This is a genomic window from Nocardia sp. NPDC004278, from assembly GCF_053602975.1.
This window is the reverse complement of the sequence record NZ_JBSGEQ010000039.1, coordinates 22857-46306: the sequence shown is the minus strand read 5'-3', so window position 1 is coordinate 46306 and position 23450 is coordinate 22857. Positions and strand designations below refer to the sequence as shown.

Annotated in this window: 29 protein-coding genes and 1 pseudogene; 15 read left to right on the top strand and 15 right to left on the bottom strand. The window is 64.5% G+C overall.

Annotation, left to right across the window (positions count from 1 at the left end):
* Positions 1–26 precede the first annotated feature (26 nt).
* The 5 genes from ACWEO2_RS37015 to ACWEO2_RS36995 all read left to right on the top strand — a co-directional run bounded on the left by ACWEO2_RS37015 (position 27) and on the right by ACWEO2_RS36995 (position 5660).
* Positions 27–1967: an acetoacetate--CoA ligase gene (locus ACWEO2_RS37015; RefSeq protein WP_452409622.1), complete on the top strand. Its 1941-nt coding sequence runs from the start codon at positions 27–29 to the stop codon at positions 1965–1967.
* 119 nt (positions 1968–2086) lie between these two features.
* Positions 2087–2341, top strand: coding sequence for a type II toxin-antitoxin system Phd/YefM family antitoxin (locus tag ACWEO2_RS37010; RefSeq protein ID WP_452409621.1), 255 nt, complete (start codon positions 2087–2089; stop codon positions 2339–2341).
* Positions 2338–2778 (top strand): type II toxin-antitoxin system VapC family toxin, encoded by a 441-nt coding sequence (locus ACWEO2_RS37005; protein ID WP_452409620.1) that lies wholly within the window; start codon positions 2338–2340, stop codon positions 2776–2778. Before ACWEO2_RS37010 ends, ACWEO2_RS37005 begins: the two co-directional genes overlap by 4 nt.
* A 159-nt stretch (positions 2779–2937) precedes the next feature.
* The gene (locus ACWEO2_RS37000; RefSeq protein ID WP_452409619.1) at positions 2938–4224 is read left to right on the top strand and encodes a TetR/AcrR family transcriptional regulator; all 1287 of its coding nucleotides are present in this window, start codon (positions 2938–2940) and stop codon (positions 4222–4224) included.
* A 176-nt stretch (positions 4225–4400) separates the two neighbouring features.
* The gene (locus ACWEO2_RS36995) at positions 4401–5660 is read left to right on the top strand and encodes a TetR/AcrR family transcriptional regulator (protein WP_452409618.1); all 1260 of its coding nucleotides are present in this window, start codon (positions 4401–4403) and stop codon (positions 5658–5660) included.
* A 40-nt stretch (positions 5661–5700) separates the two neighbouring features.
* On the opposite strand, the gene ACWEO2_RS36990 is transcribed toward ACWEO2_RS36995, so the two are convergent.
* From ACWEO2_RS36990 to ACWEO2_RS36980, 3 genes are all read right to left on the bottom strand, one after another.
* Positions 5701–6585, bottom strand: coding sequence for a type IV toxin-antitoxin system AbiEi family antitoxin domain-containing protein (locus ACWEO2_RS36990; RefSeq protein WP_452409617.1), 885 nt, complete (start codon positions 6583–6585; stop codon positions 5701–5703).
* Between the two features lie 165 nt (positions 6586–6750).
* On the bottom strand, positions 6751–8505 hold the full coding sequence (locus ACWEO2_RS36985) for a hydroxysqualene dehydroxylase (protein ID WP_452409616.1): 1755 nt from the start codon (positions 8503–8505) through the stop codon (positions 6751–6753).
* Positions 8506–8896: 391 nt separating this feature from the next.
* Complete coding sequence (locus ACWEO2_RS36980; RefSeq protein WP_452409615.1) at positions 8897–10021, bottom strand: serine hydrolase domain-containing protein; 1125 nt, start codon at positions 10019–10021, stop codon at positions 8897–8899.
* A gap of 336 nt (positions 10022–10357) precedes the next feature.
* On the opposite strand from ACWEO2_RS36980, the gene ACWEO2_RS36975 reads away from it, so the two are divergent.
* The gene (locus tag ACWEO2_RS36975) at positions 10358–10792 is read left to right on the top strand and encodes a MarR family winged helix-turn-helix transcriptional regulator (RefSeq protein ID WP_452409614.1); all 435 of its coding nucleotides are present in this window, start codon (positions 10358–10360) and stop codon (positions 10790–10792) included.
* On the top strand, positions 10789–11271 hold the full coding sequence (locus ACWEO2_RS36970) for a hypothetical protein (protein WP_452409613.1): 483 nt from the start codon (positions 10789–10791) through the stop codon (positions 11269–11271). Before ACWEO2_RS36975 ends, ACWEO2_RS36970 begins: the two co-directional genes overlap by 4 nt.
* Before the next feature lie 282 nt (positions 11272–11553).
* On the opposite strand, the gene ACWEO2_RS36965 is transcribed toward ACWEO2_RS36970, so the two are convergent.
* The 3 genes from ACWEO2_RS36965 to ACWEO2_RS36955 all read right to left on the bottom strand — a co-directional run bounded on the left by ACWEO2_RS36965 (position 11554) and on the right by ACWEO2_RS36955 (position 13279).
* A complete protein-coding gene (locus ACWEO2_RS36965; protein ID WP_452409645.1) occupies positions 11554–12234 on the bottom strand; it encodes a DUF3558 domain-containing protein in 681 nt (226 codons plus the stop codon).
* A gap of 348 nt (positions 12235–12582) precedes the next feature.
* Entirely contained in the window at positions 12583–13092 is a 510-nt protein-coding gene (locus ACWEO2_RS36960; RefSeq protein ID WP_452409612.1) for a zinc finger domain-containing protein, read from the bottom strand.
* On the bottom strand, positions 12986–13279 hold the full coding sequence (locus tag ACWEO2_RS36955; protein ID WP_355184981.1) for a DUF1330 domain-containing protein: 294 nt from the start codon (positions 13277–13279) through the stop codon (positions 12986–12988). Before ACWEO2_RS36955 ends, ACWEO2_RS36960 begins: the two co-directional genes overlap by 107 nt.
* A 188-nt stretch (positions 13280–13467) precedes the next feature.
* Here ACWEO2_RS36955 and ACWEO2_RS36950 point away from each other — a divergent pair, with 188 nt between their 5' ends.
* Entirely contained in the window at positions 13468–14370 is a 903-nt protein-coding gene (locus ACWEO2_RS36950; protein WP_452409611.1) for a LysR family transcriptional regulator, read from the top strand.
* A 471-nt stretch (positions 14371–14841) separates the two neighbouring features.
* Here ACWEO2_RS36950 and ACWEO2_RS36945 read toward each other — a convergent pair whose 3' ends face one another.
* Entirely contained in the window at positions 14842–15261 is a 420-nt protein-coding gene (locus ACWEO2_RS36945) for an SRPBCC family protein (RefSeq protein ID WP_452409610.1), read from the bottom strand.
* Between the two features lie 244 nt (positions 15262–15505).
* Between ACWEO2_RS36945 and ACWEO2_RS36940 the strand changes: the two genes are divergently transcribed.
* Positions 15506–15874, top strand: coding sequence for a hypothetical protein (locus ACWEO2_RS36940; protein WP_452409609.1), 369 nt, complete (start codon positions 15506–15508; stop codon positions 15872–15874).
* On the opposite strand, the gene ACWEO2_RS36935 is transcribed toward ACWEO2_RS36940, so the two are convergent.
* Positions 15847–16710 (bottom strand): SRPBCC domain-containing protein, encoded by an 864-nt coding sequence (locus tag ACWEO2_RS36935; protein ID WP_452409608.1) that lies wholly within the window; start codon positions 16708–16710, stop codon positions 15847–15849. The two genes, ACWEO2_RS36940 and ACWEO2_RS36935, sit on opposite strands and share 28 nt — an antisense overlap.
* Positions 16711–16770: 60 nt before the next feature.
* Between ACWEO2_RS36935 and ACWEO2_RS36930 the strand changes: the two genes are divergently transcribed.
* Positions 16771–17247, top strand: coding sequence for a winged helix-turn-helix transcriptional regulator (locus ACWEO2_RS36930; protein WP_452409607.1), 477 nt, complete (start codon positions 16771–16773; stop codon positions 17245–17247).
* A gap of 175 nt (positions 17248–17422) precedes the next feature.
* Here the strand turns inward: ACWEO2_RS36930 and ACWEO2_RS36925 are convergent, their stop codons facing one another.
* Positions 17423–18382 (bottom strand): MerR family transcriptional regulator, encoded by a 960-nt coding sequence (locus ACWEO2_RS36925; RefSeq protein WP_452409606.1) that lies wholly within the window; start codon positions 18380–18382, stop codon positions 17423–17425.
* Positions 18383–18503: 121 nt separating this feature from the next.
* Here ACWEO2_RS36925 and acpM point away from each other — a divergent pair, with 121 nt between their 5' ends.
* A complete protein-coding gene (acpM, locus tag ACWEO2_RS36920; protein WP_354958936.1) occupies positions 18504–18809 on the top strand; it encodes a meromycolate extension acyl carrier protein AcpM in 306 nt (101 codons plus the stop codon).
* Positions 18810–18851: 42 nt separating this feature from the next.
* Positions 18852–19295, top strand: coding sequence for an SRPBCC family protein (locus tag ACWEO2_RS36915; RefSeq protein ID WP_452409605.1), 444 nt, complete (start codon positions 18852–18854; stop codon positions 19293–19295).
* Between the two features lie 242 nt (positions 19296–19537).
* Here ACWEO2_RS36915 and ACWEO2_RS36910 read toward each other — a convergent pair whose 3' ends face one another.
* The 3 genes and pseudogenes from ACWEO2_RS36910 to ACWEO2_RS36900 all read right to left on the bottom strand — a co-directional run.
* Positions 19538–20092 carry a hypothetical protein gene (locus tag ACWEO2_RS36910; protein ID WP_452409604.1) on the bottom strand — a complete coding sequence of 185 codons (555 nt, stop codon included), beginning with the start codon at positions 20090–20092 and terminating at the stop codon, positions 19538–19540.
* Between the two features lie 7 nt (positions 20093–20099).
* Positions 20100–20273 carry a hypothetical protein gene (locus ACWEO2_RS36905; protein ID WP_452409603.1) on the bottom strand — a complete coding sequence of 58 codons (174 nt, stop codon included), beginning with the start codon at positions 20271–20273 and terminating at the stop codon, positions 20100–20102.
* Positions 20228–20431 (bottom strand): annotated as a pseudogene (locus tag ACWEO2_RS36900) (DUF6973 domain-containing protein); the annotation flags it as partial. The gene ACWEO2_RS36905 and the pseudogene ACWEO2_RS36900, both read right to left, overlap by 46 nt.
* A 125-nt stretch (positions 20432–20556) precedes the next feature.
* Between ACWEO2_RS36900 and ACWEO2_RS36895 the strand changes: the two are divergent.
* Positions 20557–21234, top strand: coding sequence for a DUF6461 domain-containing protein (locus tag ACWEO2_RS36895; RefSeq protein WP_452409602.1), 678 nt, complete (start codon positions 20557–20559; stop codon positions 21232–21234).
* Positions 21235–21354: 120 nt separating this feature from the next.
* Here the strand turns inward: ACWEO2_RS36895 and ACWEO2_RS36890 are convergent, their stop codons facing one another.
* Genes ACWEO2_RS36890 through ACWEO2_RS36880 form a run of 3 tightly spaced genes read right to left on the bottom strand, consistent with a single transcriptional unit; the run spans position 21355 to position 22449 of the window.
* Positions 21355–21564 (bottom strand): DUF397 domain-containing protein, encoded by a 210-nt coding sequence (locus ACWEO2_RS36890; protein WP_452409601.1) that lies wholly within the window; start codon positions 21562–21564, stop codon positions 21355–21357.
* A complete protein-coding gene (locus ACWEO2_RS36885) occupies positions 21554–21772 on the bottom strand; it encodes a Scr1 family TA system antitoxin-like transcriptional regulator (RefSeq protein ID WP_452409600.1) in 219 nt (72 codons plus the stop codon). The genes ACWEO2_RS36890 and ACWEO2_RS36885 overlap by 11 nt, the downstream gene beginning before the upstream one ends.
* Positions 21697–22449, bottom strand: a complete 753-nt coding sequence (locus ACWEO2_RS36880; RefSeq protein ID WP_452409599.1) for a helix-turn-helix domain-containing protein — start codon at positions 22447–22449, stop codon at positions 21697–21699. Before ACWEO2_RS36880 ends, ACWEO2_RS36885 begins: the two co-directional genes overlap by 76 nt.
* Positions 22450–22685: 236 nt before the next feature.
* Between ACWEO2_RS36880 and ACWEO2_RS36875 the strand changes: the two genes are divergently transcribed.
* Both ACWEO2_RS36875 and ACWEO2_RS36870 read left to right on the top strand, forming a co-directional pair.
* Complete coding sequence (locus ACWEO2_RS36875; RefSeq protein ID WP_452409598.1) at positions 22686–22883, top strand: hypothetical protein; 198 nt, start codon at positions 22686–22688, stop codon at positions 22881–22883.
* A complete protein-coding gene (locus tag ACWEO2_RS36870) occupies positions 22883–23194 on the top strand; it encodes a hypothetical protein (protein ID WP_452409597.1) in 312 nt (103 codons plus the stop codon). The genes ACWEO2_RS36875 and ACWEO2_RS36870 overlap by 1 nt, the downstream gene beginning before the upstream one ends.
* Positions 23195–23450 lie beyond the last annotated feature (256 nt).

Sequence of the window (23450 nt, the reverse complement as noted above, 5' to 3'; positions counted from 1 at the left end):
AAGATATTCAGCCAGGAGGTACTGCGGTGCAACCACAATGGGTGCCGACCGAATCCGATATCGCGAAGGCGCGCATCACCGACTTCGCCAGATTCGTCACGGCGCGCACCGGAGTGTCCGCGCCGGATTACCGGACGCTGTGGCAGTGGTCAGTCGATGATCTGCCCGGCTTCTGGGGTGCGCTGTGGGACTACTTCGAGCTCGGCCCGGTCGCGGGCGATGTGCTCGCGAGCGCCGAAATGCCTGGTGCGCAGTGGTTTCCGGGTACCCGGCTGAATTATGTGGATCAGGTCATTCGGCAGTTCCGCGCCGATCGCCCCGCCATTGTCGCGGTGACCGAGGACGCTCCGGTGCGGGAGGTGTCCTGGAGCGAATTGATCGACAGCACCGCGGCATTCGCGCGCACGCTGCGCTCGCTCGGTGTGCGCCCGGGTGATCGGGTGGCCGGATATCTGCCGAATATTCCGGAGACGGTGATCGCCTTCCTGGCCACCGCGAGCATCGGCGCGGTGTGGAGCGCCTGCGGCCAGGACTATTCGCCCAAGGCGGCACTGGACCGGCTCGGCCCGCTCGAACCCACCGTATTGGTCACCGCCGATGGCTACCGCTTCGGCGGCAAGACCCACGATAAGCGCGAGGATATCGCGGCGCTGCGGGCCGGACTCGATACGGTGCAGGCCACCGTGGCGGTCTCCCAGCTCGGCCTGCCGGTGCCGGACGCACTGTCCTGGACCGAGGCCACCACCAATACCGAGGCCGCCGTCATCGAGACCGAGACCGTCGATTTCGACCATCCGCTGTGGATCGTATTCTCCTCCGGCACCACCGGACTGCCCAAGGGCATTGTGCACGGCCACGGCGGCGTGCTGCTGGAACACCTCAAAGCCGTTGCGCTGCAGGCCGATATCGGTCCCGATGACACCTTCTTCTGGTACACCAGCCCGAGCTGGATGATGTGGAACTTCCAGATCGCCGGTCTGCTCGTCGGCGCGACCATCGTCTGCTACGACGGCAGCCCCACCTACCCCGCCGCGGATGCGCTGTGGCACATCGCATCCCAGGTGGGCGCGACCGTGCTCGGCACGAGTCCGGGCTATGTGCTCGCCTGCATCAAGGCGGGTGCGGTGCCGCGCACGGACCACGATCTGTCCGCGCTGCGGCAGGTCGGCATCACCGGTTCATCGCTGCCGCCCGCATCGGCGGTGTGGTTGGGCGAGAACGTCGGTGACCACGTCCAGGTCGCCTCGATCAGCGGCGGCACCGATATGGTCTCCGCCTTCATCGGTGGCGCGCGCACGGTGCCGACCTGGCCCGGTGAGCTGTCCGCGCCCTATCTGGGTGTCGCGCTGGAGGCATTCGACGCCGACGGCAAGCCGGTGCGCGACGAGGTCGGCGAACTCGTCATCACCAAGCCCATGCCGTCCATGCCGGTGCGCTTCTGGGGCGATGCGGACGGAACTCGTTACCACGACGCGTATTTCGATATGTTCCCCGGCATCTGGCGACACGGCGACTGGATCACCATTACCGATCGCGGCAGTGTCGTGGTGCACGGCCGCTCCGATTCCACCCTCAACCGGCACGGCATCCGCATGGGCAGCGCCGATATCTACCAATCCGTCGAACGGCTCCCGGAAATCACCGAGGCCCTGGTCATCGGTGCCGAACAACCCGACGGCGGCTACTGGATGCCGCTGTTCGTCACCCTCACGCCCGGCACCGAACTCACCGACGACCTGAAGACCCGCATCAACACCACCATCCGCACCGAGGTCTCCCCCCGCCACGTCCCGGACGAAATCATCCTGGCCCCCGGCATCCCGCATACCCGCACCGGCAAAAAGCTCGAGGTTCCCATCAAGAAACTCTTCCAGGGCGCCGACCCGGCCCGCGTCGTCGAACGCAGCGCCGTCGACAACCCGGACCTGCTGGACTGGTACGCCGCCGTGCACCCGCGGTCCGCATAGACATTCGTGGCTACATCTACCGATGAAATGTAGCTGCAGATGTTCCCGGTCAGCACGGCAGATCAGGCCATTTGTAGCTACAATCTACCTATCAAAATGTAGCCACAAAGGAGCCGGTCATGGATGTTGGGATCAGGGAACTGCGTGCGAACCTCAGCCGCCACCTGGCCGAGGTTCGCACTGGGCACACCGTCACCGTTACCGACCATGGGCGACCAATTGCCCGCATCGTTCCCGTCGAGCGTTTAACGAAGCTGGAACAGTTGCGCGACGAGGGACGGGTACATCCTGCGCGGAAGAGGAAGCAACCGGCACCCGAGCCGATCCACGGCACGGGCATCGTCAGCGACCTCATCGATGAGCAGCGCCGTTGATCGGCTACCTGGACACCTCCGCCTTCGTCCCCCTGCTCGTCGCCGAACCGAGCAGCCACGCCTGCCGCCGATTTTGGGATGATGCCGATGCCGTGGTCTCGAGCAGACTGCTCTATGTCGAGACCGCCGCCGCACTGGCTCAGGCGCACCGACTCTCGCGACTCGACGATCGAGAGTACGCAGCGTGCCGACATCTCCTGGACCAGCTCTGGCCACAGCTCGATGTCGTCGAGGTGGACGAAGCCTCGATATCGCGCGCTGCTGAACTGGCGGATCTCCTCGCGTTGCGTGGATACGACGCCGTCCACTGCGCCTCCGCCGAGCAATTGGAGGACACCGACCTTGTCGTAGCCTCGGGCGACAAACGTCTACTCGAGGCATGGAAGACACTGGGGTTGGCCACCTTCGACACCAATGCACCTGAAGATGCCGCCTGAAGGACTGCGATGCGGGATGCCACCCTGACTTCGACGATGCCGCAACACCTGAACTACGGACCACGGCTCGGCTTCGGCCGCACGGCGGACGCCCCACCTGGGCAAATCAGACCGACCTGGACAGCTCGGTGAACTGAGGTGGTCGTTACGATGTCGGGCATGGGTGTCGACAATCGCCGTACGGCGCGCAAGGTCAGCGGCGACTCGGCACCGCGAGAGATTCGGCGCAGGCCGAAGAATCGGCGAGCCCAGATCGCGGCGGCCTCGGCGGCCGCCTTCGGCGCGCTGGGCTATCACGGCGTGAGCATGGACGATATCGCCTCCGGGCTCGGCATCAGCTCGGCCGCGCTGTACCGGCACTACCCGAGCAAGTACGCGCTGTTCCGGGAGGAATTGCTGCGGGTGGGGCGGGCCATGACGGAATCGGTCGAGCTGCCGCAGGAGGCGGCGGGCAGGGGGATGGCAGCCGACGGAGTCGACGGGGTGGGTGAACCCTGGTCGCCGGAGCGGCGGCTGCGCCATGTGCTCGACGCGCTCATCGGCGTCACCATCGAGAACCGGCCGACCATCACCCTGGTGCGCTGGGAGGGCCGCTATCTCGAGCCGGAGGATCTCGCGGTCCTCACCGAACAGCAGCTCGCCGTCGTCGGCGCGATCGGCACGCAACTGGGCGCGCTGCGACCGGAACTCGCGGAGGACGACCTTCGGGTACTGCGCGGCGCGCTGCTGAGCGTGATCACCAGCATTGCCGATCACCATGCCACCTTGCCCGCGAAATCCCTTGCCCGACTGTTGGATTCGGCCTGTTGGTCACTGGTGCCCGCCGACCTGCCGGCAATCGACGCGGATGCGGAACTGCCGGTGGCCGCGGAGATTCCGGATTCGTTCAAGCACGAGCTGTTGCTGCGCAAGGCCGTCGAACTCTTCCACGATCGCGGCTATCCGAATGTCAGTGTCGAGGAGATCGCCACTGCCGCAGGGCTTTCCGCGGCATCGGCGGTGTACCGGTTCTATCGCGGCAAGAGCGATCTGCTCGCCGCCGCGTTCCGCAGGGCCGCCGACCGGGTCTCCGGCGCGATCGGTCCGGCGGTGGCGGCCGCCCCCGACTCCGAGGCGGCGCTGACCACACTGATCGAGCAGTACGTCGAGGGCTCGTTCACCGAACGGGCACTGACCTTCGTGTATTACACGGAGTTCCAGCACGTTCCGCCCGAGGAGCGCACGGTGCTGCGAAATATCCAGCGGCTCAGCGTCGAAGAGTGGGCGCGGCTGCTGCGCGAGGTCCGACCGGAGCTCTCGCCCGCCGAGGCCCGATTCCTCATTCACGCGGCGTTCGCATTGGTGGTCGATCTCGGACGGACCTTCAGTGCCGAACCGATCGCCTCCCCGGCCCGGGTTCGATTGCTCATGCAGCTCGTCCTATTCGGCCGTCCGGCCCGCTCGTAGTCCTTCGATATCAGGCCTCGCCGACCACAGTTATGTTATCGACTATTCTAACTGTTTGAGCATAATATAGCGACGTGAAAACCTAATTACAGGTATCTTTGTGATCTTCCGTTATATTCAATTTCAGCCCTGGGAAGATCTGCATAGCAAGCGTCCGATTGGGCTAACATCGCGGAATGGATGCCGAGGACCGTCGCGCAACGGAGGACGCGAGCGCAGATCGCGCCACTCGGTCGCGTGCGGTACGCCGTCGACCGCGCGACCGCAGGGCGCAGATCGCCGCCGCCTCCGCCGAGGCCTTCGGATCATTCGGCTACCACGGTGTGAGCATGGAGGACATCGCCTCGCGCCTCGATATCAGCTCCACCGCGCTCTACCGGCACTACCCGAGCAAGTACGCGCTATTCCGCGAGGAGGCGCTGCGGCTGGCCGCGCTGAGCACCGAGGCCGTGCACCTGCCGGAGCGGCTGCGCGACCGGCCCGCCGCCGAACGCCTCGACCACATCCTCGATGCCCTGATCGCGGCCTCCATTGCCAACCGCCGCAGCGCCGCGCTGCTGCGCTGGCAGAACCGCTACCTGGCGGATGCCGACCGCCAGATCCTCATCGATCACCTGAAAGCCACCGATGCGGCGGCCCGCGACCTGCTGGCGCAGATCCGGCCCGAGCTGCCCGCCGGGGATCGGGGGGTGCTCTCCGCCGCCGCGATGAGCGTGATCGGCAGCATCTCCGATCACCAGGTCGCGGTTCCGGTGCGCGCGCTGACGGCCCTGCTGCGCTCGGCCTGTGACGCGGTCATCGCGTGCGAGCTGCCCGCCCCCGGCGATGCGGCCGAACCCCTTGGGGCGAAAGAGGTTCCGCTCACCTTCAAACATGAGCTGTTATTGGTGCGGGCCATCGCACTGTTCCATGAGCACGGGTATCCCAATGTGAGCGTGGAGGATATCGCCAATGCGGCGGGCCTGCCCGCCTCCTCGGCGGTGTACCGCTTCTACCGCAGCAAGGGCGATCTGCTGGCGGCGGCGTTTCGCCGTGCGGCGGACCGGGTTTCGGCGGCCATCGGGCCCGCCATCGCGGCATCGGAGCGTCCGGAGCAGGCGCTGGGCACCCTCATCGAGTTGTACGTGCAGGGCTCGTTCGCCGAGCGCGAGCTGACCTTCGTCTACTACGCGGAGATCAGCAATGTGCCGCCGGAGGATCGCACCGTGCTGCGCAATATCCAGCGGCTCAATGTCGAGGAGTGGGCCAAGCTGCTCATCGGCGTCCGGCCCGAGCTGTCCCCCGCCGAGGCACGGGTGCTCGTCCATGCGGCGCTGGCCCTGGTGGTCGACCTCGGCCAGTGGCTCGGCCCCGCCAACCCGCTCTGCTCACAGCAGCGGATCGCGCACCTGATGCGGGTCATCCTCTTCGGTCGGCCCAAGAGTTCGCGACCGTAGTCGAAAGGTCGGTCAAGCGGCTCAAAGAGCGACCAGATGACTACGCTCGGCGCGCGGCTATGGCTTGGCGGATGGGTTCGGTGAAGGTGTGGGGGTGGTGGTAGACGTGGGGGGCGGCGGTGTAGAAGATGGTCCAGCCTTGGGTGGTTAGGGAGTTGTGGCGGGGGTTGTCGCGGACGGCTGCGGGTTCGCCGGAGTGCCAAGTGGCGCTGTCGTATTCGAGGCCGATTTGCCATTGGCGCCAGCCGAGGTCTATGCGGCGTGGACCGTCCTGTGTTTGTACCTCCAGTTGTGGCACGGGGTGGGGGAGGCGCGCGTCGATGCACTGCAGGCGCGTGCGCGACTCCATGGGGGATTCCGCTCGGCAATCGGCTAGCGGAATCAACTCGGCCGCTTGTCTGCAGCCGCGCCTGCCCGCCTGCCTTTCGATCTCAACACCCAACTCCGCACGCGAGAGCCCTTGGCGCAGGGCCAGATCCAGGGTCGCCAGCGCGTCCATCCGCGGCAGTGCACGGGCCAGATCCACACATGTCCGGGCAGCGTTGGTTGTTACGATGCCGTTGATCGGCTCCAGCTGTGCGGGGTCGACCCGATCACGGTGCACGATCAGCCGCTGCGACCTCGATGCCTGAATGCCGAGCACATGGGTGAGGCCATCGTTGATCACCGAAAACCCGTGCAGCTCAGCAGCAGTGTGATACGAGGCCGCGAGAAAGGTCAGGCCCATCGAAAGCCGCGCCGCCGCCACACGCAGCGTCGCTGACGATGGTGTCGTCGCCTCGCGATACACCCCGTGAAAGACCCGGACCCACTCGCCACGCGCCAGCAGAGCACGCAACTCGGCACGCGTGTACTCCAGAAATACCTGCCGTGTGGTGAACACGCCGAACTGCCGGTCGCAGAACTGCTCCAATTCTGGTCGCATCCACCCAGCATCAACCACCCCGCCCACCCCACACCCCGCCCACCAGCACCTCTACCCACCCCTGTCCACACCCACCACCCTGTGGATAGTTCCCTGACGGTAGTCAAAGGGCGGCTTGTGCACTGCGTTCTAGCGACCCTTTGACTACCGTCGACTGGGGCATGGCTAGCGGGTGGGGTAGCGGCGGTCGATGACGTCGAAGATGTTGGGCTGGCCTGCTTTGTAGAGTTCGCGGTCGATGAGTTTGAGGGGGTCCCAGAGGGGCATGGTGAAGCGGGGGGTGATGGTGGCGGGTGCGGAAGGGGAGCCGGAGGCGTGCAGGATGGCGTTGGCGGCGAGGCGGCCGCCTTCGTTGGCGCCCTCCATGCAGGCGACGTTCATACCGGTTTTGATCCAGTCGCCCGCCAGGAACAGGTTGTCGATGGCGGTATAGGCGTCGGGGCGGTCGGACCAGGAGCCCGGATTCTGGATGAAAATGGCGTCGTCGTAGCTGATCTCGGGGGTGCCGGCACCGGTGAGGGCAGGGTCGATCATCCAGGAGTGCAGCATATCGTCGGTGAGCTGGATGTCGCCGTCATCATTGACGTGCGCCTTGATCTGCGCCCAGGTTTCGCGGGCGATCTCCTCGGGTGTGCATTGTTCGGCGCTCTTGCGGTTGAAGGTGCCCGGCTCTTCCCATTCGGAGATGATGGCGGAGAGCACATCCTGGACAGTGCCGTCGCCGTAGGTGGTCAAGGGGCGCCGCCAGAACTGGGCCTCACTGATCGAGGTCAGGCCCCAGGGGGCGTCGTTGTAGCCGACGTGGCCGTTGGCCAGGTCGACGCGTTTGCGCAGGAAGAACTGGATGCCGACCATCCAGGCGGACTGGAGGTTTCGGATGCGGTCCAGGGTGGGGTCGGCGGCGGATAGGTCGCCGGAGAGCACGTCCGGGAATTTGTCGAGCGGGATCGCCGAGAGGTAGTAGTCGGCCTCGACCGTCTGACGGGCGCCGCTCCGGTCGGTCACGGTGGCCGCGGTGATGTGTGCGCCGTCGCTGCTGAAGCCCGAAAGGCGTTGGCCCAGTTGGAAGGTCACGCCGATCGAGCGCAGGTAGTCGATCCACGGGTTGATCCACGTCTCGGTAGTCGGACCATTGAGTACGCGGTCATTGCCCTTGCCGTCGGTGTCGTTGTTGAGGTTCAGCAGCGACCAGACATATTCCTCGCCGACCAGGCCGATCGAATGTGCGCTGCAGTTACGGGATTTGGTGGCGACGAGTTCGCGAATGAAACCGTCGCCGAGGAAGCGGTTGTACTCCGGGGACGAATTGTCCAGGCGCGCGAAATCGGTCCAGGTCATTCGCTCCCACTGCCCGAATTTGCGCTCGGTGCTGCTCGAGACGTAGACGGCCAGTCGTTCCGCGGCGAAGACCGCCTCGGGCAACGGCAGGCGGAACAGCGACTCGAAGACCGAGGCGACGGAATCGATGAATCCCTGTGGAGTCATGGGAAATTGGGAGAACGGTAGCGGGAACGGCAGGGGCACGGTGAGGTTGTGCCGATTCATGCCCGCGATCATCGCCGCATTGAGGCGGACCAGGTTGTCCCATACGCCGTTCGCATTGCCGGGGAACGGGATTCGGCGCAGCGTGTCGGGCAGATTGTGATAGAAGCCGAAGAAGCTCCGGAAGCCGTGCTCACCGGGCAGCTGGCCGCCGCCGGAGTCGGCGTAGATGCTGCGGGTCTTACCGCCGAAAGCATCGAGTTTCTCGTACACCGTGACGGCGAATCCGCGCTCGGCGAGTTCGTGCGCCGCGGTCAGCCCCGCGGGGCCCGCGCCGAAGACGGCCACGGACCGGCCCGGCTGAGCACTGGCACGGCGGCCGGTGGGCGCCAGGGTCATCGCGGCGGCGATACCACCGGCCAGGGCTGCGTTCTTCATGAATGTGCGTCGCGAGTGCGACGGGTACGGCGTCTGCTGCATTGCTGAATCTCCCGACCATCCGGCCCGCACGTTCCTGTGCGCCGCGCAGGCATCCTGCATTGCCGCAATATGTTACTGAAGATTCTCACTGCACGTGGGCGATTTAGCACATGCAGCCAGCGCCGCCTCCAGATACCTCCAGCCCCGAAGCCGGGGTCTGCCGAACGTAGCCGAATGGCGGTCGCCAGGCCGTATTCGACGTCCATATGACTACGCTCAGCGAGCAGTCGGAGGGGGTAGCGCAGCAATCCAGCTGGACGGGGCTGGGGTGAAGATTGGTTGCGAGTGGCTCGAGATCAGCTGGTCTCGGACTGGGGCGCCGGCGCGTTGATGTTGATGGGTATTCTGTCTATCTACAAAGAGCGTCCGACAGCATGGCGGTCTGATCGGGCTGCTGTTTCGGCGGCTTGGTGTAGGAGTAGGTCACTGCTCGGCCGTCCGGTGTCGCGCCGGATATCGTGAGGTAGCCGTAGATGCCACCGGTGTGTCCGACATACTCTGCGCCGCACGGCAAATGGGCGGAGCCGATGCCGAGTCCGTAGGACATGTCGAGCATTCCCATCGGCACACCGTCGCGCATCTCGCGCAGCTCGGCCGCGGGTACCACCTGTCCGGCCAGTAGCGCTCGATAGAAGCGATTCAGATCGTCGCCGGTGGAGACCATCCCGCCCGCACCCCACGGCAGCGAGGGTTCGACGCGCGACACATCGGTGATCACGCCGTCGATATCGGCGTACCCCTCGGGATGTGGCCCCCGGATATCGAGCTCGCCCGGCCCCGGCAAGTAGGTGTCATCGAGCCGAAACGGCTTCAGGATCCGCCGGTTCAACTCATCGACATATGGTGCGCCTGTGACCCGTTCGATGAGCACATCCGCCACGATGTAGTTGGAATTGCTGTACTCGAACCGCGCACCCGGCGCGAAATCCGCTGGCCTGCTGAGGATTATCGCGATCTCTTCCGCGGGCGTCATGATGCGGCCTTCCAGGCCCGCCCGATATTCGTCGATGCGCGGGTCTTCGGCGAAGTCCGGCAAACCGCTCTGGTGCCGCAGGATCTGACGCACCGTAATCGCCCGCCCATCGATCCCATCGCCCCGCAACAACCCCGGCAGATACGTATCCACCGGCTCGTCGAGCCGCACCCTGCCCTCCGCCACCAACTGCAGCACCACCGCACTGGTGAACGTCTTGCTGACACTGCCGATCCGCACCCGCTGCGGCGGTGCCGTCGGAATCGGCGCACGGGTGCCGATATCGGCGACACCACTGGTGAGCGTCACCGTCTTCCCGTTCTCGGTCAGCGTCGCGATCATCCCGGTGACCCCACCCGCCACCTCCCGATCGATATCCCCCTGCACCACCCGAATGCGGTCCTGCGACACCCCCTCCGACGCATCCTTGTCCGCATCCTGCGCACATCCCACGAGTAGAGCAACCAAGCCAGCAGCAATACCTATCTTCACGACCCGCATACCTCGACGGTAGGGATCCTCCCCAGCCCACGCATCGGGGTCGGTCCCTGAGACCACACCCGGGGAGGCCCCCTAGCACCACCGGGTGATCGCGTGTTGGCCGGCCCCGGATCTAGACGATCATCGCCCTCGGCCGGCACCCGTGGGCAACCAGCAGAGTGACTACCCGACCGTGTTCAGCTATCGCTCCGATCCGAGCTTCGAAGCCTAGCGGCAGTCAAATGGACTGGAGGAGGACCACGTGGACCGATTGGTCACCAGATTGTTCCCGACAAGGGACAGTGACCGCGCTGGCAGTCTTGCACTGGTTAGTACGAGATCGTAATATCCGAAATCGTGAACTCCGAATTCGTACCACCGGATCGGTCGGTGCTGCTGACCCTGCAGCGCGCGACCCACGCCACCGTGCACCTGATTGCCGCCGAACTCGTCGACCTCGATCTGACCGCCTCCGAGATCAACGCACTGGCCAACCTCGCCGACGGACGCGGGCGCACCGTGTCCCAGCTCGGCGCCGCCATCGGCACCCGCCCCACGACGCTGACCAGCGTGCTGGACCGCCTGGAGCGCCGCGGTCACATCACCCGCGCTACGCACGCGGGCGACCGACGCTCGGTGTTGATCGAGCTCACCGATTCCGGGCGTGCGGCGGCCGTCGCGATCGGGCGAGCCCTGGCCGATCTCGAGAACCGAGCACTCAATGGCCTGCCCGGCGAGGCGATCACCGGCTTCTACAAAGTCCTGGACGCATTGATCAAGGAGGGGGCATGACCGCACACGGCCACAGTCCACACTCCGGCCACGGCACGAACGAGGAATCCTCGCCGTTCACGGAGCTAATGGACGAGGTGATGGCTACTGCCGAGCGTTTCGGCCACCGCGAGCACATCCACCTGACCTGGATGGCGGTACAGCGTTACGGCACTGTTGCTGCGGTGGATCTGGTCAGCGACGGCATCCAGCGCACCGCCCGGTACGCGGGCGCCCCGCAGAAGTACAACGTGACCGTCAGCCGGGCTTGGGTCGAGCTCGTCGGTCATCACGCGCAGGACGCGGATACCGCCGACTTCGACGTCTTCCTCGACCGGAATCCCGCACTGCTGAACAAGAAGCTGCTCACCCGCTTCTATCGACCCGCCACGCTGGCAGGCGTCCCGGCCCGGAGCGGCTGGATCGAACCCGACCTCGCCCCCTTTCCCTGGCGACATGTCGGGACGGACGACGCGGCGCACATTTCCGAGTACGAGTGATACCCCGGCGCGTCCGCCGACCTGGGATCGCCGACTGGTGGAATCGCATATTCGACAGTCCCGAATTCTCGGACACCGGTCGGCGGTCCGAGATGCCGCCGACGACACCGGCTCCCGCACCGCCGGGACGGGAACCGACGACACCGCTATCCGGCGGATAACCGATTTTCGAAACCGGGTGCGAATGCCCGCGCTCCACCGGCATGGCCATCGTCTCAGGTCAACCGGCAGCCGTTGCCGCGCAACGTATTCCGGTCATCATCGGTCGTTTCCCGCCAGGGGTCAGCGCGGAGGCAGATACCCGACCAGTGCGCCGCTGATACGACGCGCACCGGCACACGGTTCTTCTGGCGCACCGGGCTTCAGATTCCGCGTGACGAATACGACGGAGCCGCTCGGCACCGCAATGTTGACGTAGCACCCGATGTTGTTCGTGTCCTGGGCCGCACGATACTGGTTGGCGGCCCGGCCGCCGACCTGCACTTGACTGAAATCCCGGTAGCGCCCGGTCTGCTGGAAGTCCTCCACCATTTTCCGGGTCGACACGATCGTCAATTCGGAATTGCCCCCAACCGACTGCCATCGGCAGTTCTTATCGGTACCGGGTCCGGTGGTCGCCTCCTTGCTGTCGGCGCGGAATCCCTGCTTGGTGATGTCGGCGTCGGATATCCCGCAGGGGTCCAAGAGCTCACCCCTTGTGCCCTGACCCGCGGTATCCGGGCTCTCGCTATCGGCAGACGTGTTCCCACCCCCGCTGTTCGAGCTACCACCCCCGGCGTTCGAGCTCCCACCTCCGGTGCTCGGGCTCTCACCCCCGGCGGACGTGTTCGCACCCCCGGTGGATGTAGTCGTGGCCGCGGCGGTTGCGGTCGCTGCCTTCGTGTTGCTCGCGGTCGGCTCACTGCCGGTGGAACTGTCGTTGCACCCCGTGAGCAGCACCGCAGCTCCGACCGCCACGACCATGGCACCCATCGACTTCCCTCTACCCGGCATTCGCAAAACCCCTTCACTGCCAACCGTTTTGGGGGAGCAACAACCTCCCTCGGGGGCTCTACCCTACTGGCGGCATCGACACCACCTATGCCCCCAAATGAAGGATGTAACAAGGGGTTCCAGTAGTAATCGCGCGAAAACAACCACAATGGTCCGAACAGCGGTTATGCCGTTGAATTGACTGTGGCCAGAACCACAGTGCGGTAGCGCCTCGATGTGCTTGGACCCGACCGAGATCGGTAACCGGTCGGTCTTCTCCTCCTATCGGTTCAGCGATTTCCGGCGCGGACTCACGCCCGAGGCATCCGTTTGATGTCTTCAAATGATCCTTTGACGACATCTCTGGAGGATGCCTTGGCTCAACCAGAATCGTGCGGAAACAGCCCACCAATGCGATCCATTCTGCGATCCGGGTGCTGATCTTCTCGGAGTAAACCCGTTTGCAGCGGGCGGCCTCCAGGGCGTCGAGCTGGCTTTGGAGTTCCTGCTGGCGGTCGAGCAGCGGGCGTACCCGATCCGGATCGGTCGAGCGGCGGCGACCGCTGGGCTCGGGTCGACAGGAGCGCGGGGCGCCCAGAGCCGGCCGCGACCGCGGTCGTCGGGCACCGGGATCTCCAGTTCCTCGCGCATTGCGGGGACGAGGATGAACCGCGCGGTGTGGTACTTCGCCGCGGTCTTGCCGCCGCGGGTGCGGCAGGTGCTGCCCGCCGGGGCCCGCCGGTCAGTCGATGCCTTCGATGATGCGGAAGTCGCGCTCGACGCCGTCGGGGAGGGCCACCAGCGCCTTCTGGTATGCCTCGCTCTCGTATGCCGCGACGGCCTGTTCAAAGCTGTCGAACTCGATCAGAACGACGCGTTGCGTGATTCCGGCCTCGTGGGCGACGACTCGACCGCCACGGGACAGGACGCGCCCGCCCCCAGCCTGGACAGCCGGACGGGCCAGCTTGTTGTAGGCAGTCAGCCGCTCAGGGTCGGAAATGGCGGGGTAGACACTGACCCAGTAGCCCTTAGCCATGGAAACCTCCTGTGTTCGGCCGGACACGTCCGACTTCGAATTGACACTCAGATCGATCGATCCCGGCGACGGGTACTGCGGTCGGTTGAATCGTCATATGCGCAGGTTAGGGCTTGATGTGTGGTCGAGGGAAAGACCGGAACGGGATAGGCTCAGAACGGATCGTTATCAATCGACAGGGAGGGCATGTGGCGCCGGATACGGTGAGCCTGCGGTACTTCCTGGTGCTGGCGCAGGAGTTGAACTTCACCCGCGCGGCCGCACGGATCGGTATCGCGCAGCCCGCACTCAGTGCCCGGATGCGCCGATTGGAGGCGGAACTCGGTACGAGCCTGCTGGTTCGTAACACGCGTAGCGTCGTATTGACCACGGCCGGTGCGGCTTTGGCGGAGTCCGCGCCGCCCGCGCTGGCGGCGCTGGACCGGGCATGGGACACCGCCCGGAACGCGGGGGCCGGTGAACTGGGCACGCTGCGCATCGGATACAGCCTCAGCACGGGGGCCGAGACGGCACCGGCCCTGGTGGACAGGCTCATTCGCGGCAACAGCGGACTCGAGGTCGGCGCGGTCCCGATGGCGACACCGGAGATCTCCCCCGCGGTCGCCGACGGCCGCATCGATGCGGGGATCACCCGCGGTGAACAGCCGGGCCGTGGCGTGCGCCGGTTCCTGCTGCGGCGTCAGCGCATCGGGGTCCAATTGGCACAGCATCATCCGCTGGCCGACCACCCGGAGATCGAGATCGCCGATGCGGCCGCGTATCCGCTGCGACTCCCCGACCGTACGGCCAACCCCGTGATCCACGATCAGCTGTCCGCACTGTTCCGCGACACCCGACCACACCCCCGATTCCACACGCCCGCAGTCTCTTTCGACATGTCTCAGCGCGACCTACGCGACGGGCTCACCCTCGCCCCGGCCGGTGAAGCCGCGGTCACGGTAACACCGGCCGGTCTCACGTGGCGACCGCTGCAGGGCGCACCCACCTTGACGATCCACCTGGTCCTCCCACGCGTGCAGTCACCACTACACCGCCGCATCCGTGCCGTCGCCAAAACCCTGGCGCACGAGCTGTACTGGCTGCCGGACTGACGCGCAGCAGGTCACGCGAGACGGACAAGCACGTCCGCGAGCGCATCACCGGTATCGACACCGGGCAGGCGGCGAAATACCAAGACCTGGTAGCGAATCTGCCGCAACAACCACCCGCTCGAGCCAAATCTCAGCCATCGCCATTTGTTCGACAGTATGTTCGACTATCATGGCGGCGACATTCCTCCTCCGTAAGGAGGTGCCGCCGATAGATTGAACCGAGTGGCTGCCCCATGTGGCGGGTGACGTAACGGTTGGCTGACCCACTTTCGGGTCTACCCATCAAGAGGGCGGAGTCGGCACTCGGATCACAAGATCATGGGCGCCCTGGCTGGGATGTCACCGCGAGATATCGAGCGGAGTCGGCGGCGGCGTGAGCGATCGTGCCGCCACCTTCTTCCAGTGGTTACGCCCCTTTCCTGCTATTCGGTTCCCCGACCTTTCCGGGCCGGGTTTCTGGCGGATGCTGCCCTATCCCGATTCGGCGCGCTGCTTCAAGCCTCGAGATTCCAACTCGAGGTAGCGACGGGTGAGGCGCGCAGTGGCCCACCCGAACAGCCATCCCAACGAGCCTGTCTGGTCGACGACGAGGCGGACGGTGACCGAGCCGATCCGGTCGATCAGCTCATGGCCTGCGGTAGTGGTGACACCGGGACTTGTCGCACGCCAGGTGAAGCTTCTGCCTGGGATCAGTTCCGTGACTGTCCAGATGGCCGTGGGCAGCCGAGGCTGGCGGACCTCGGCCCGGCTGCCGACGGTGAACTCGCCGCTGTCCAGCCGTCGCACACTGCGTATGGATTCGGTCCATTCCGGCCAGGTCTCGACATCCGTGAGGGTCCGCCAGACCGTTTCGGGGCTCGCATCGATATCGATGGTGATCTCGAAGTGCATGACATATGAGCGTGGCACGAATGCGTACGCTCCGCCGGTAGATGTTCAAAACCGAAGTCCCGGCCGTGTTAAGGGGTTCCGAACCGTCAGAGACCGCTATTCGTGTAGTCGCTATTCAATCGGGTTGAGGTTGGGACGTCGTCTATTTCCCGCAGGGACCGTTCATCGGCATCTGCGCAGTCGTGCAACAGGTCGATCCCGGCCGCGCCAAGCGGCGTCTCAACTTCAGTGAAGGCGTTGTCCATTGCCTCCAACGGACGCCTTTTTCTTCATCGCTCACCACAACAACGCAGCAATGGGTGGCATGAAGGTCGACCCCTCGTTCCGGTGGAACCCGCACGGCACCACCATCAAAGCGACCTTCGAGCCGCAGCGCTCCATGGGCTACCGGAAGGCTGTCGATCGCCTCCGGCTGACCACGGTCGGCGAAACTCGCACCGAGGTCACCGTGCAGGAATCGCTCGCCGGCCCGCTACCGACCCTCCTCTTCAGCTCCGACAAGCCGCGCGCGGACCACGACGCCATGCTTGCTGGCGGCTGCCGCCGCATCCCCGATCCCGGCGGCAGCCTGACGGTGCATCCTCGCTACTTGAATTGGATTATCTGGAGGTAGTTCCCGTCAGGGTCCACGAAGGTCCCGAAGCGGCCGGAGGGGCGATCCTCACCGGGAGCGAGCCAGTCCACGTCGGCCGCCCGCAGCCGCGCCTCGATGGCGTCGAAGTCCTCGACATGGAAGTTGAGGATCATCCGGCCCGGCTCGTTGTTCTTCGTCCCGAGGTCGTCGCGCTGGTCGATGACCAGTAGGAAGCCGCCGAGATCGATCGGTCCTTCGCCGGTGTATTCCGGCGCGAGCGTGCTGCGGTACCAGTCCCGCAGTTCCGCGGGCCGACTGCTGCCGAGCAGGATGCTGCCCGGTTTCAGTGTGACGGCCTGAGGTGAGCGCTCGGCGCGCAGCTCGGAGGCGGCGTCCTGATGGGCCGGGGCGTTGCCACCCTCCTTCGGGTTGGGTTGTCCCACACCGGTATTGATCAGATTCCGCAGACTGCCGTCGATATAGCCACCCCATGCGTTGGAGCACACGTCGTAGCACTCGTACTGCGGAACCAGACCCACGTGGGTGAATCGAACCTCGGCGCCACCGTCGTTTTCGGAGATTTCGAAGACGATCTCGGTGCCCTTCCACTCGGCCTGGTCTTCGATGAAGTTGAAGTAGTTGTCCAGGACGAGCCATGCGACCTTGCGGCCGGGCACCAACTCCGTGACGCGGACCTTGCAGCGATGCACATCCTGGTAGCGGTGGACGAACTCGCCGCCGACCTGATCGGTGACGCCCTCGGCATCCTCCGACCACCAACCGCGGACATTGACGATGGCCTCGAAGGCTTCCTGGGGAGTTCGATCCACCGAAAAAGTGGTGGTGAAGTTCTGCTTCGCATCTACTTGCATCATGCAAGTGAGCATAACCACGGCAACTTTCATGACGCAAGTGGGATCGGTAGACTGGTTCGCATGCTCGGGAAGACCTACGACTCGCAGGTGTGCTCGATCGCGCGCGCACTAGAGGTGATCGGCGAACGCTGGAGCCTGCTCATCATTCGTGATGCCGTGTTCGGGGGTTCGACCCGTTACAACGACTTCCAGCGCAGCCTGGGCGTGGCGACCAACATTCTCAAGACCCGCCTCAATGGTTTCGTGGAGGCCGGAATCATGGTGCGCCGCAAGTATTCCGAGCAGCCCGACCTGTATGAGTACCTACTGACCGACAAGGGGCGTGCGCTCGCACCCGCGCTGGTCGCGCTCACCGAATGGGGCGACGAATGGGCGACCGACGGCGAGCCCCCGATCCTCTACACCCACTCGGTATGCGGCGCGGGAATCAGCCAGCAAACGGTGTGCGCCGACTGCGGTCGCGTGCACGACCCCAACGAAATCCAGGCCAACATCGGCCCCGGGATGCCCCCCGAACGCATACCGCAGAAATCTTGACATCCGGGCCGCGCGACGGCCCGCACCGCAATCCGGTCGAACGGGCTTCTCTTGGCCAGAAACCGTGCCACACCGCTGGCCAACGAGCCTCCGCGCAGGTGATAGCACGCCGAGCGGCATGAGATGCGCGGCCAGGTATGACGGATGGTCGGTGACGTGGATCAGCGTGGTGAATTCATGGGGGTGAAGGCTGGTTGGAGTGCTGTGCATCGGCGAGGTTGGTGGAGTGAGCCAGCGCGTTGTACAACCAGTCGTGGGCTCGTCCTACAGTGACACGAGTTCCGAAGAACTGTTCTGTCACAGCCCAGTAACGGTGAATCCGGTGGTCGGAATCGGTTGCGTTGATCAGCAACTGCTCGCGGAAACGCGGGGAATCACGTGCCCCTCGCGCGTGAGCATGGGCGTCGACGAACCGATCGAGTTCGCTTCCGGCGTGCGGTCGCACGCCCTCCGATACGAGTGGCACCACGTCCCTCAACACGTCGTCTACGTCGGTGTACAGTCCGCGACAGTCGCGGATCAGCTCCGACTGATTTCGCCAGTATTGCTGTCGTACAGCACCATTCATGCCTGGATCGGCGACAAGAGCAGCCAACTCGGCATACGCGACGACCTCGTCGATGGACGGATCAGCAGGCGGCTCCGGGACATTCCAGTACAACCACATGTCGATGTCGCGCCGGGGTATCGGTGCGAGGATGCGCCGCCAGAACTGGACGAGGCAATCGTGCACGACGCCACCGTCCTGCGCGGCGGCCAGCAACGCGAGCCGCTCGGCCCGCTGCGTCGGGGTAGCCGTCTCGATAGCCCGCAATGACGCCCGCCGCCACGCCAGCGACCTGAATTCGATATCGAGCCGCGCACTTTCGGCAGCAATGGCTTCGGCGACCGACCGTTCGCCGTGCAGCACATCGATGATCGAACTCAGCCCGAGACCCAGCGCGCGCAACCGCCGCACCAATAGCAGCCGTTCGGTGGCGCTGTCGGCGTCGAACATCCGATGCCCGCCTGCGCTGCGCTGGGATTCCACAATGCCTTCGTCGCAGTAGAACCGGATCGTTCGCACCGCGAGCCCGGTGCTGCGCGCCAACTCCCCGATGCTCACCAGTACACGGGATTGCGTGTCGTCCGTCACAACCTATTGCACCTCCACCCCACTGGAACTTTTAGCGTACTGGGACTGCCGCTCGACCCCACCGAGGCACCGGGCCTCCGGCCGATGCGGATAGGTGATTGCACCGAGGAAAGGGTGATTCGTGGCTACCACGCAGGAAGAAATCGTCGCCGGCATAGCGGAGATCGTCGAGGAGGTTACCGGCATCGACGCTGCAGAGGTGGTGCTCGAGAAGTCCTTCGTCGACGATCTGGACATCGACTCGCTGTCGCTGGTGGAGATCGCGGTGCAGTTGGAGGACAAGTACGAGGTGAAGATCCCCGACGAGGACCTGGCGAGTCTGCGAACCGTCGGCGATGCGGTCGCCTACGTCCAGAAGATGGAGGCCGAACAGCCGCAACTCGCCGCGGAGATGGAAGCGAAATACAAGGAAGGCCAGGCGAATTGAGCAGCACTGGGCAGTCTCGCCCCGCGTTGAGGTGGTGAGCCGGTGATTGCTGATCCACAGTTGAATCCCGCCGCAGTCGAGCTCGGCAGCTTCTTCCGACAGCCACCGGACGCTGTATGGCGCGCGTTGACGGAGCCGGAGCTGCTGGAGCGATGGCTGCTTCGACCGACCGGGTTCGCCGCCTCGGTCGGAACCCACTTCCGATTCACCATCCCGGACTCATCGATCAACGAAATCACCTGCGAGGTACTGGCGGCCCGGCCGTGCAGGCAGTTGACGTACAGCTGGATGTATCTGCAGGCTGAGCATCCCGCCCGGTGGACTGTCGACTGGACACTGCAGCCGCAGGGGCGTGGCACACGACTTCTGTTGACGCAGACAGGTTTCGACATCGAAGATCGTCGACAGAAGATGGTGCGCAATGCTACGGAGCGCAGTTGGAAGCGACTCGTCCTGCCGCGGCTCGGTGAGGTCATCCACCACTAACCTGAGTACAGAGATTGTGCCGACGCACCCTGACTGTCCCGCAGAATGCACGGAATTCGACATTACAGGGCGGTCGGACCTACTGTGCTCGAGCCGACCGTCAGAAACAGCTCCGCCCGCCCCGCCTCAGTGAGGCGCTGCAGGACGACATGGTTCGAGCGTGACGAATGTTGGCCTGGCCGCGAGGAAACGAGCGACTACGACACGGTGGGGCGCTGAAACTTTCTGAAGGCACTAGCGGCTCAATTCGCGGGTGCCACACGGAGTTTGGGATCGGCTCCAGGTGAGTGGAGCGGGGTGAGCACAGTGTCCGGGTACACGACTTTCGTACTGGTCCAACGGAAGTCCAGTTCGTCATCGGTGGGGAACCACCAGGTCGCAGCTCGAAAGGGATTCCCACCACGAAGGAACAGATAGTAGGCCGTCGTCGGCTTGTCGTCGCTGTACGGACCGGGCAAGTTCTGCCAGCACATTCCGGGGATATTCGCGAGCTCGTTCAACTTTTCGGCTTTCATGCCCGGGGTAACGACCACCATGGTGTCCCATTCGTCCTGGAGACCGGCGGCTCGGGTGATTTCCACCATCTTGACCGGCACCTCACCCGAAGCCGCGTGCCTCGCGGCGGTCAGAAGAGTGAAACCGCCACTCGGCGATGATCCGTCCGACCGCGCGTCGAACGAAGCGCGACAGTCGGTACTTGCCGTCTCCTGATTATCAGCGGAGCGGTCCGGTCCACATCCGGCAGCCAGCAGCACCGGTACCAAACCGGCGGCGAGGGCCAGGGTTCCGATTCTCATCAGATGATCACTTGCTCCCGGGTAGCGGAATACCGACGCCAGCTGGTGATCCCGTCATCGCCTCGATCACTCGATTGCTCCAGGTGATCTGCGGGGCGGGCAGTTGACTGCCATCGGCATTCGAAGTCTGAATCACTACTGCTTTGCCATCTTTGATCTGCTGTCCGACCAGCGCGGCCAATTCCTCCGGAGTGGCTTTGGGGTTGGCTGCCCGATCGCGCGCCCGATTTCATTGTTGTAGAGGTCCATTGCTTCGCGTTGCGGTGTATTGCCGCCGGTCTTTTCGTGGGCCGTGGCGTACGTTTGCGCCCAGTCCTCACCGAATTGCTGCGACATGAGAGCGAAACAGGCCGTCGACCTCTACGCCAAGGCCAAGCCGTAATGAGCGCGGGGCTCGAATTGTCCTCTGGCGAAGGAAGAAACGAGGCCGCCGGCTGTCGGTAACACCTGCCATCATGCACGCTATGACGACTTCCGACCCCTTGGCCCCATTCCAGTGGCTCCACGGCGGTGACTGCCTGCTGGGCGAGATCTTCACCGTAGCCTTCTTCCGCGGGCTCGACCCGTCGGAGGTGGTGCGCCGCTTCAGCCGCGGCGAGGACCACGGCCAGGAATCGGGCTTCGACGAGCTCATGGAGCAGGCCAGCGAGTTCTCCATCAAAACCGGCGGAGGATCCGGGGGAGGCACCGTGGGTGTCGTGCAGGTCGGTGAGTGGAGCGTGGCCATCGAGCCGATCGGGTGGATGGCCACGCTCCCCGATGTCCTGGCCGAATTGTCGCGTGATTGTGCGGTACTGGCCATCACTCGGCACGACTACGCCGAGGACAGCCTCGCGTACGCGATCGACGGCACGATTGTCACGGGCTACAACCCCTTGGAGTGCCCCCACCTTCGACACGGCTCCGAGCCCGACCGGCTCAACGGGTTCATGCGGGAACTCGGCATGACGCTGGACATGCGGGACGACGAGAACGATCGCGACGACGAGTACGACTGGGACGACGAGGACGACAGGGCCGAGAGCGACTACTTCTCTGCCCTGCCGAGTGCTTTCGCCTTGGCCGCGAAGCTCACCCAAGTGCGGTTCATCCCGGAAATCCTCGATCGCGCGATGCTCGTCGGACCCGTCGCGTACAGGTGATCGTCCAGTAGCCGCAGCGACGAGTACGGAATCTCACAACCATGGTGGATCCGCCACATCACCGCCACTCATTCTGAGATTCCGTCACGAGTTCTGAGACCCTACAGTGTTGCGCGAGGCTCAGGCGTGGCGGTCGAACTCTCCGTGCGTGACGCCCGCGGTGAAGGCAGCCCATTCGCCGGGCGTGAAGACCAACGCCGGGCCAGTGGGGTTCTTGGAATCGCGGACACCGACCCTGCCGCCACTGAGGAAGGCGACCTCCACGCACTGACCATTGGACTCGCTGTAGCTGCTCTTGAACCAACGCGCTTCGGATAGGTCAACGGTCACCGTACTTCTCCTTCGCTACCTGTCGCAGCAGGTCTCGCGTGCTCTTCTCATCCAGTGCTATCCGTTGGATGAACTCAGCCATTTCAGTGTATCGCTGTACCAGCTCTGGCTTCTCGAAGTAAAGGTCGCTACTCATGCCACCGTCGAGGTAGACCACAGGCGGTTCGATCGGCTGTCCCTTGCTGTCCGTACCGAAGTCGAGGAGCACGAACGAACTTTGCAGGATGCCACGGGAAAACCTGCCGAGTAGGGATGGATTCGGAGGGAGACATTGTCGAGCTTGCTGACCTCGGCAAGCTGCCGGAGCTGCGCGGCCATCACCCTCGGTCCTCCGACGATCCGATGCAAAGCCGACTCGTCGAGCAGTATTTCGAGCGCAAGCGGGGTGGTCTTTCGGGTGACAAGCACTTGGCGGCGCAAACGCACCGCCACCCGACGCTCGATTTCGTCGCGAGTCCCGTCATGAAGGAACGCGCCGATCAACGCACGCGCGTAGTCCGCAGTTTGCAGCAGGCCTGGTACCTGCACTTGATACGACAAGAGCTTGCGTGCCGACCGTTCCAAGCCGACATACATGTTGAACGCATCCGAGAACATCCCGCCGAGAGACGTAACGCCGTCCTCGTCCTTGGCAGTAGCGGCACGAAAGGCCAGATCGACGGCCTGCTTCGTCTCGCCGTCGTCCACCTCGTACAGCGAACACAACTCGCGCACATCTTGTCGTCGCGGTTTGACGGTGCGCCCCGTCTCTAGGCGCTGTAATCCGTTGTAACTCAATTGAACTGCCCTGGCAGCATCTTGAATCGCGAAGCCCCGCCCCTCGCGCTTCTCGCGCAGGAAACGGCCCAGCTGGCGACGCAGCAGTGTCGGCGATTCGTCGGACATCGAATTCCTCCCCACAGTGAATGCACTTGCGCTCGAATTCCGAACACGGTTTAACAGCGCATTCGCATCCTGTCCAGGGGCTTTCGGCGAGTTCGTCTGAACATTCAGATTTCACTCGAGCAGGTATGCGCCCGATGGTGTGCTCAACATGCGCTCGGAGAGAACTTTTCCCAGATCAGGAGTTGTTTTCGAGGCTCGGGCGCACCTACCACCGTCGAAGTCCCGGAGGTCGGCACGTGCCGAATCGAGAACTGCCGCAGCGAGATCCGTTCATCGGCCCGCCAGCCGCCTACCGCGGTGCGCCATCCGATGTGGTCGAACGGTTCGCGGATGCGGTACGTGAGTGGGCGGTCCAGCCCGTACCCACCGAATCGTCCTGGTGCCGGGGTGACGACTCCCCCGGCATCGGGCGCACCATCGGCGAGGTTTCGTAATGCGTCGAGATGCCTTGCGCACCACACAAACCCAGGACGGCCGCAAGGTCGCGGTCTGGCAGTTGATCGGCAGTTCCGCGCGTGTCCTGCGGCTACAGCTTCCCCGTGCGTCGTTCACCGCCTACCGTCTGCCATCGCGCACGACGCTGCCGAGCGCTCAACCCGGCACGATCATCTTCGATCCCTACCCCGACCTGGCCGACGCCCGGGAACTACTTCCCCAACACGAGGATCTGTGGAACGTCCTGCGCGACGGCTACTGGGCCGCCCTCTTGAGCTGGGCCGATGTCCCGAACTCGTTGGAGCCGTAACGCATATGTCTCGGCCACCGCGAAAGGAAATCGCCCCTTCAGTCAGAGCGCTGCTCGTCGCCTTCCACCGCGAAACCTGGTTCAAGCTCGAACTCGCCCCGACAGACAGCCGCCCGCTGTGCCACAGTGCAGACGGCTCTCTATACGAGGTCGGCGAAGACGGCTGGCCCATCGAATACAACGAAACTCGTCCTGCTCCAATGGATTAACGTCGCGCTGATCGACTGCACACCTCGCATAAGTTGCAGTTTGTCCG

Excerpts from the sequence above, each read along its gene's own strand:
- ACWEO2_RS37010 (WP_452409621.1), top strand. The coding sequence starts at position 2,087 with ATGGATGTTGGGATCAGGGAACTGCGTGCGAACCTCAGCCGCCACCTG.
- ACWEO2_RS37000 (WP_452409619.1), top strand. The coding sequence starts at position 2,938 with ATGGGTGTCGACAATCGCCGTACGGCGCGCAAGGTCAGCGGCGACTCG.
- ACWEO2_RS36995 (WP_452409618.1), top strand. The coding sequence starts at position 4,401 with ATGGATGCCGAGGACCGTCGCGCAACGGAGGACGCGAGCGCAGATCGC.
- ACWEO2_RS36990 (WP_452409617.1), bottom strand. The coding sequence starts at position 6,585 with ATGCGACCAGAATTGGAGCAGTTCTGCGACCGGCAGTTCGGCGTGTTC.
- ACWEO2_RS36985 (WP_452409616.1), bottom strand. The coding sequence starts at position 8,505 with ATGAAGAACGCAGCCCTGGCCGGTGGTATCGCCGCCGCGATGACCCTG.
- ACWEO2_RS36980 (WP_452409615.1), bottom strand. The coding sequence starts at position 10,021 with ATGCGGGTCGTGAAGATAGGTATTGCTGCTGGCTTGGTTGCTCTACTC.
- ACWEO2_RS36970 (WP_452409613.1), top strand. The coding sequence starts at position 10,789 with ATGACCGCACACGGCCACAGTCCACACTCCGGCCACGGCACGAACGAG.
- ACWEO2_RS36965 (WP_452409645.1), bottom strand. The coding sequence starts at position 12,234 with ATGGTCGTGGCGGTCGGAGCTGCGGTGCTGCTCACGGGGTGCAACGAC.
- ACWEO2_RS36955 (WP_355184981.1), bottom strand. The coding sequence starts at position 13,279 with ATGGCTAAGGGCTACTGGGTCAGTGTCTACCCCGCCATTTCCGACCCT.
- ACWEO2_RS36945 (WP_452409610.1), bottom strand. The coding sequence starts at position 15,261 with ATGCACTTCGAGATCACCATCGATATCGATGCGAGCCCCGAAACGGTC.
- ACWEO2_RS36935 (WP_452409608.1), bottom strand. The coding sequence starts at position 16,710 with ATGATGCAAGTAGATGCGAAGCAGAACTTCACCACCACTTTTTCGGTG.
- ACWEO2_RS36930 (WP_452409607.1), top strand. The coding sequence starts at position 16,771 with ATGCTCGGGAAGACCTACGACTCGCAGGTGTGCTCGATCGCGCGCGCA.
- ACWEO2_RS36910 (WP_452409604.1), bottom strand. The coding sequence starts at position 20,092 with ATGAGAATCGGAACCCTGGCCCTCGCCGCCGGTTTGGTACCGGTGCTG.
- ACWEO2_RS36895 (WP_452409602.1), top strand. The coding sequence starts at position 20,557 with ATGACGACTTCCGACCCCTTGGCCCCATTCCAGTGGCTCCACGGCGGT.
- ACWEO2_RS36880 (WP_452409599.1), bottom strand. The coding sequence starts at position 22,449 with ATGTCCGACGAATCGCCGACACTGCTGCGTCGCCAGCTGGGCCGTTTC.
- ACWEO2_RS36870 (WP_452409597.1), top strand. The coding sequence starts at position 22,883 with ATGCGTCGAGATGCCTTGCGCACCACACAAACCCAGGACGGCCGCAAG.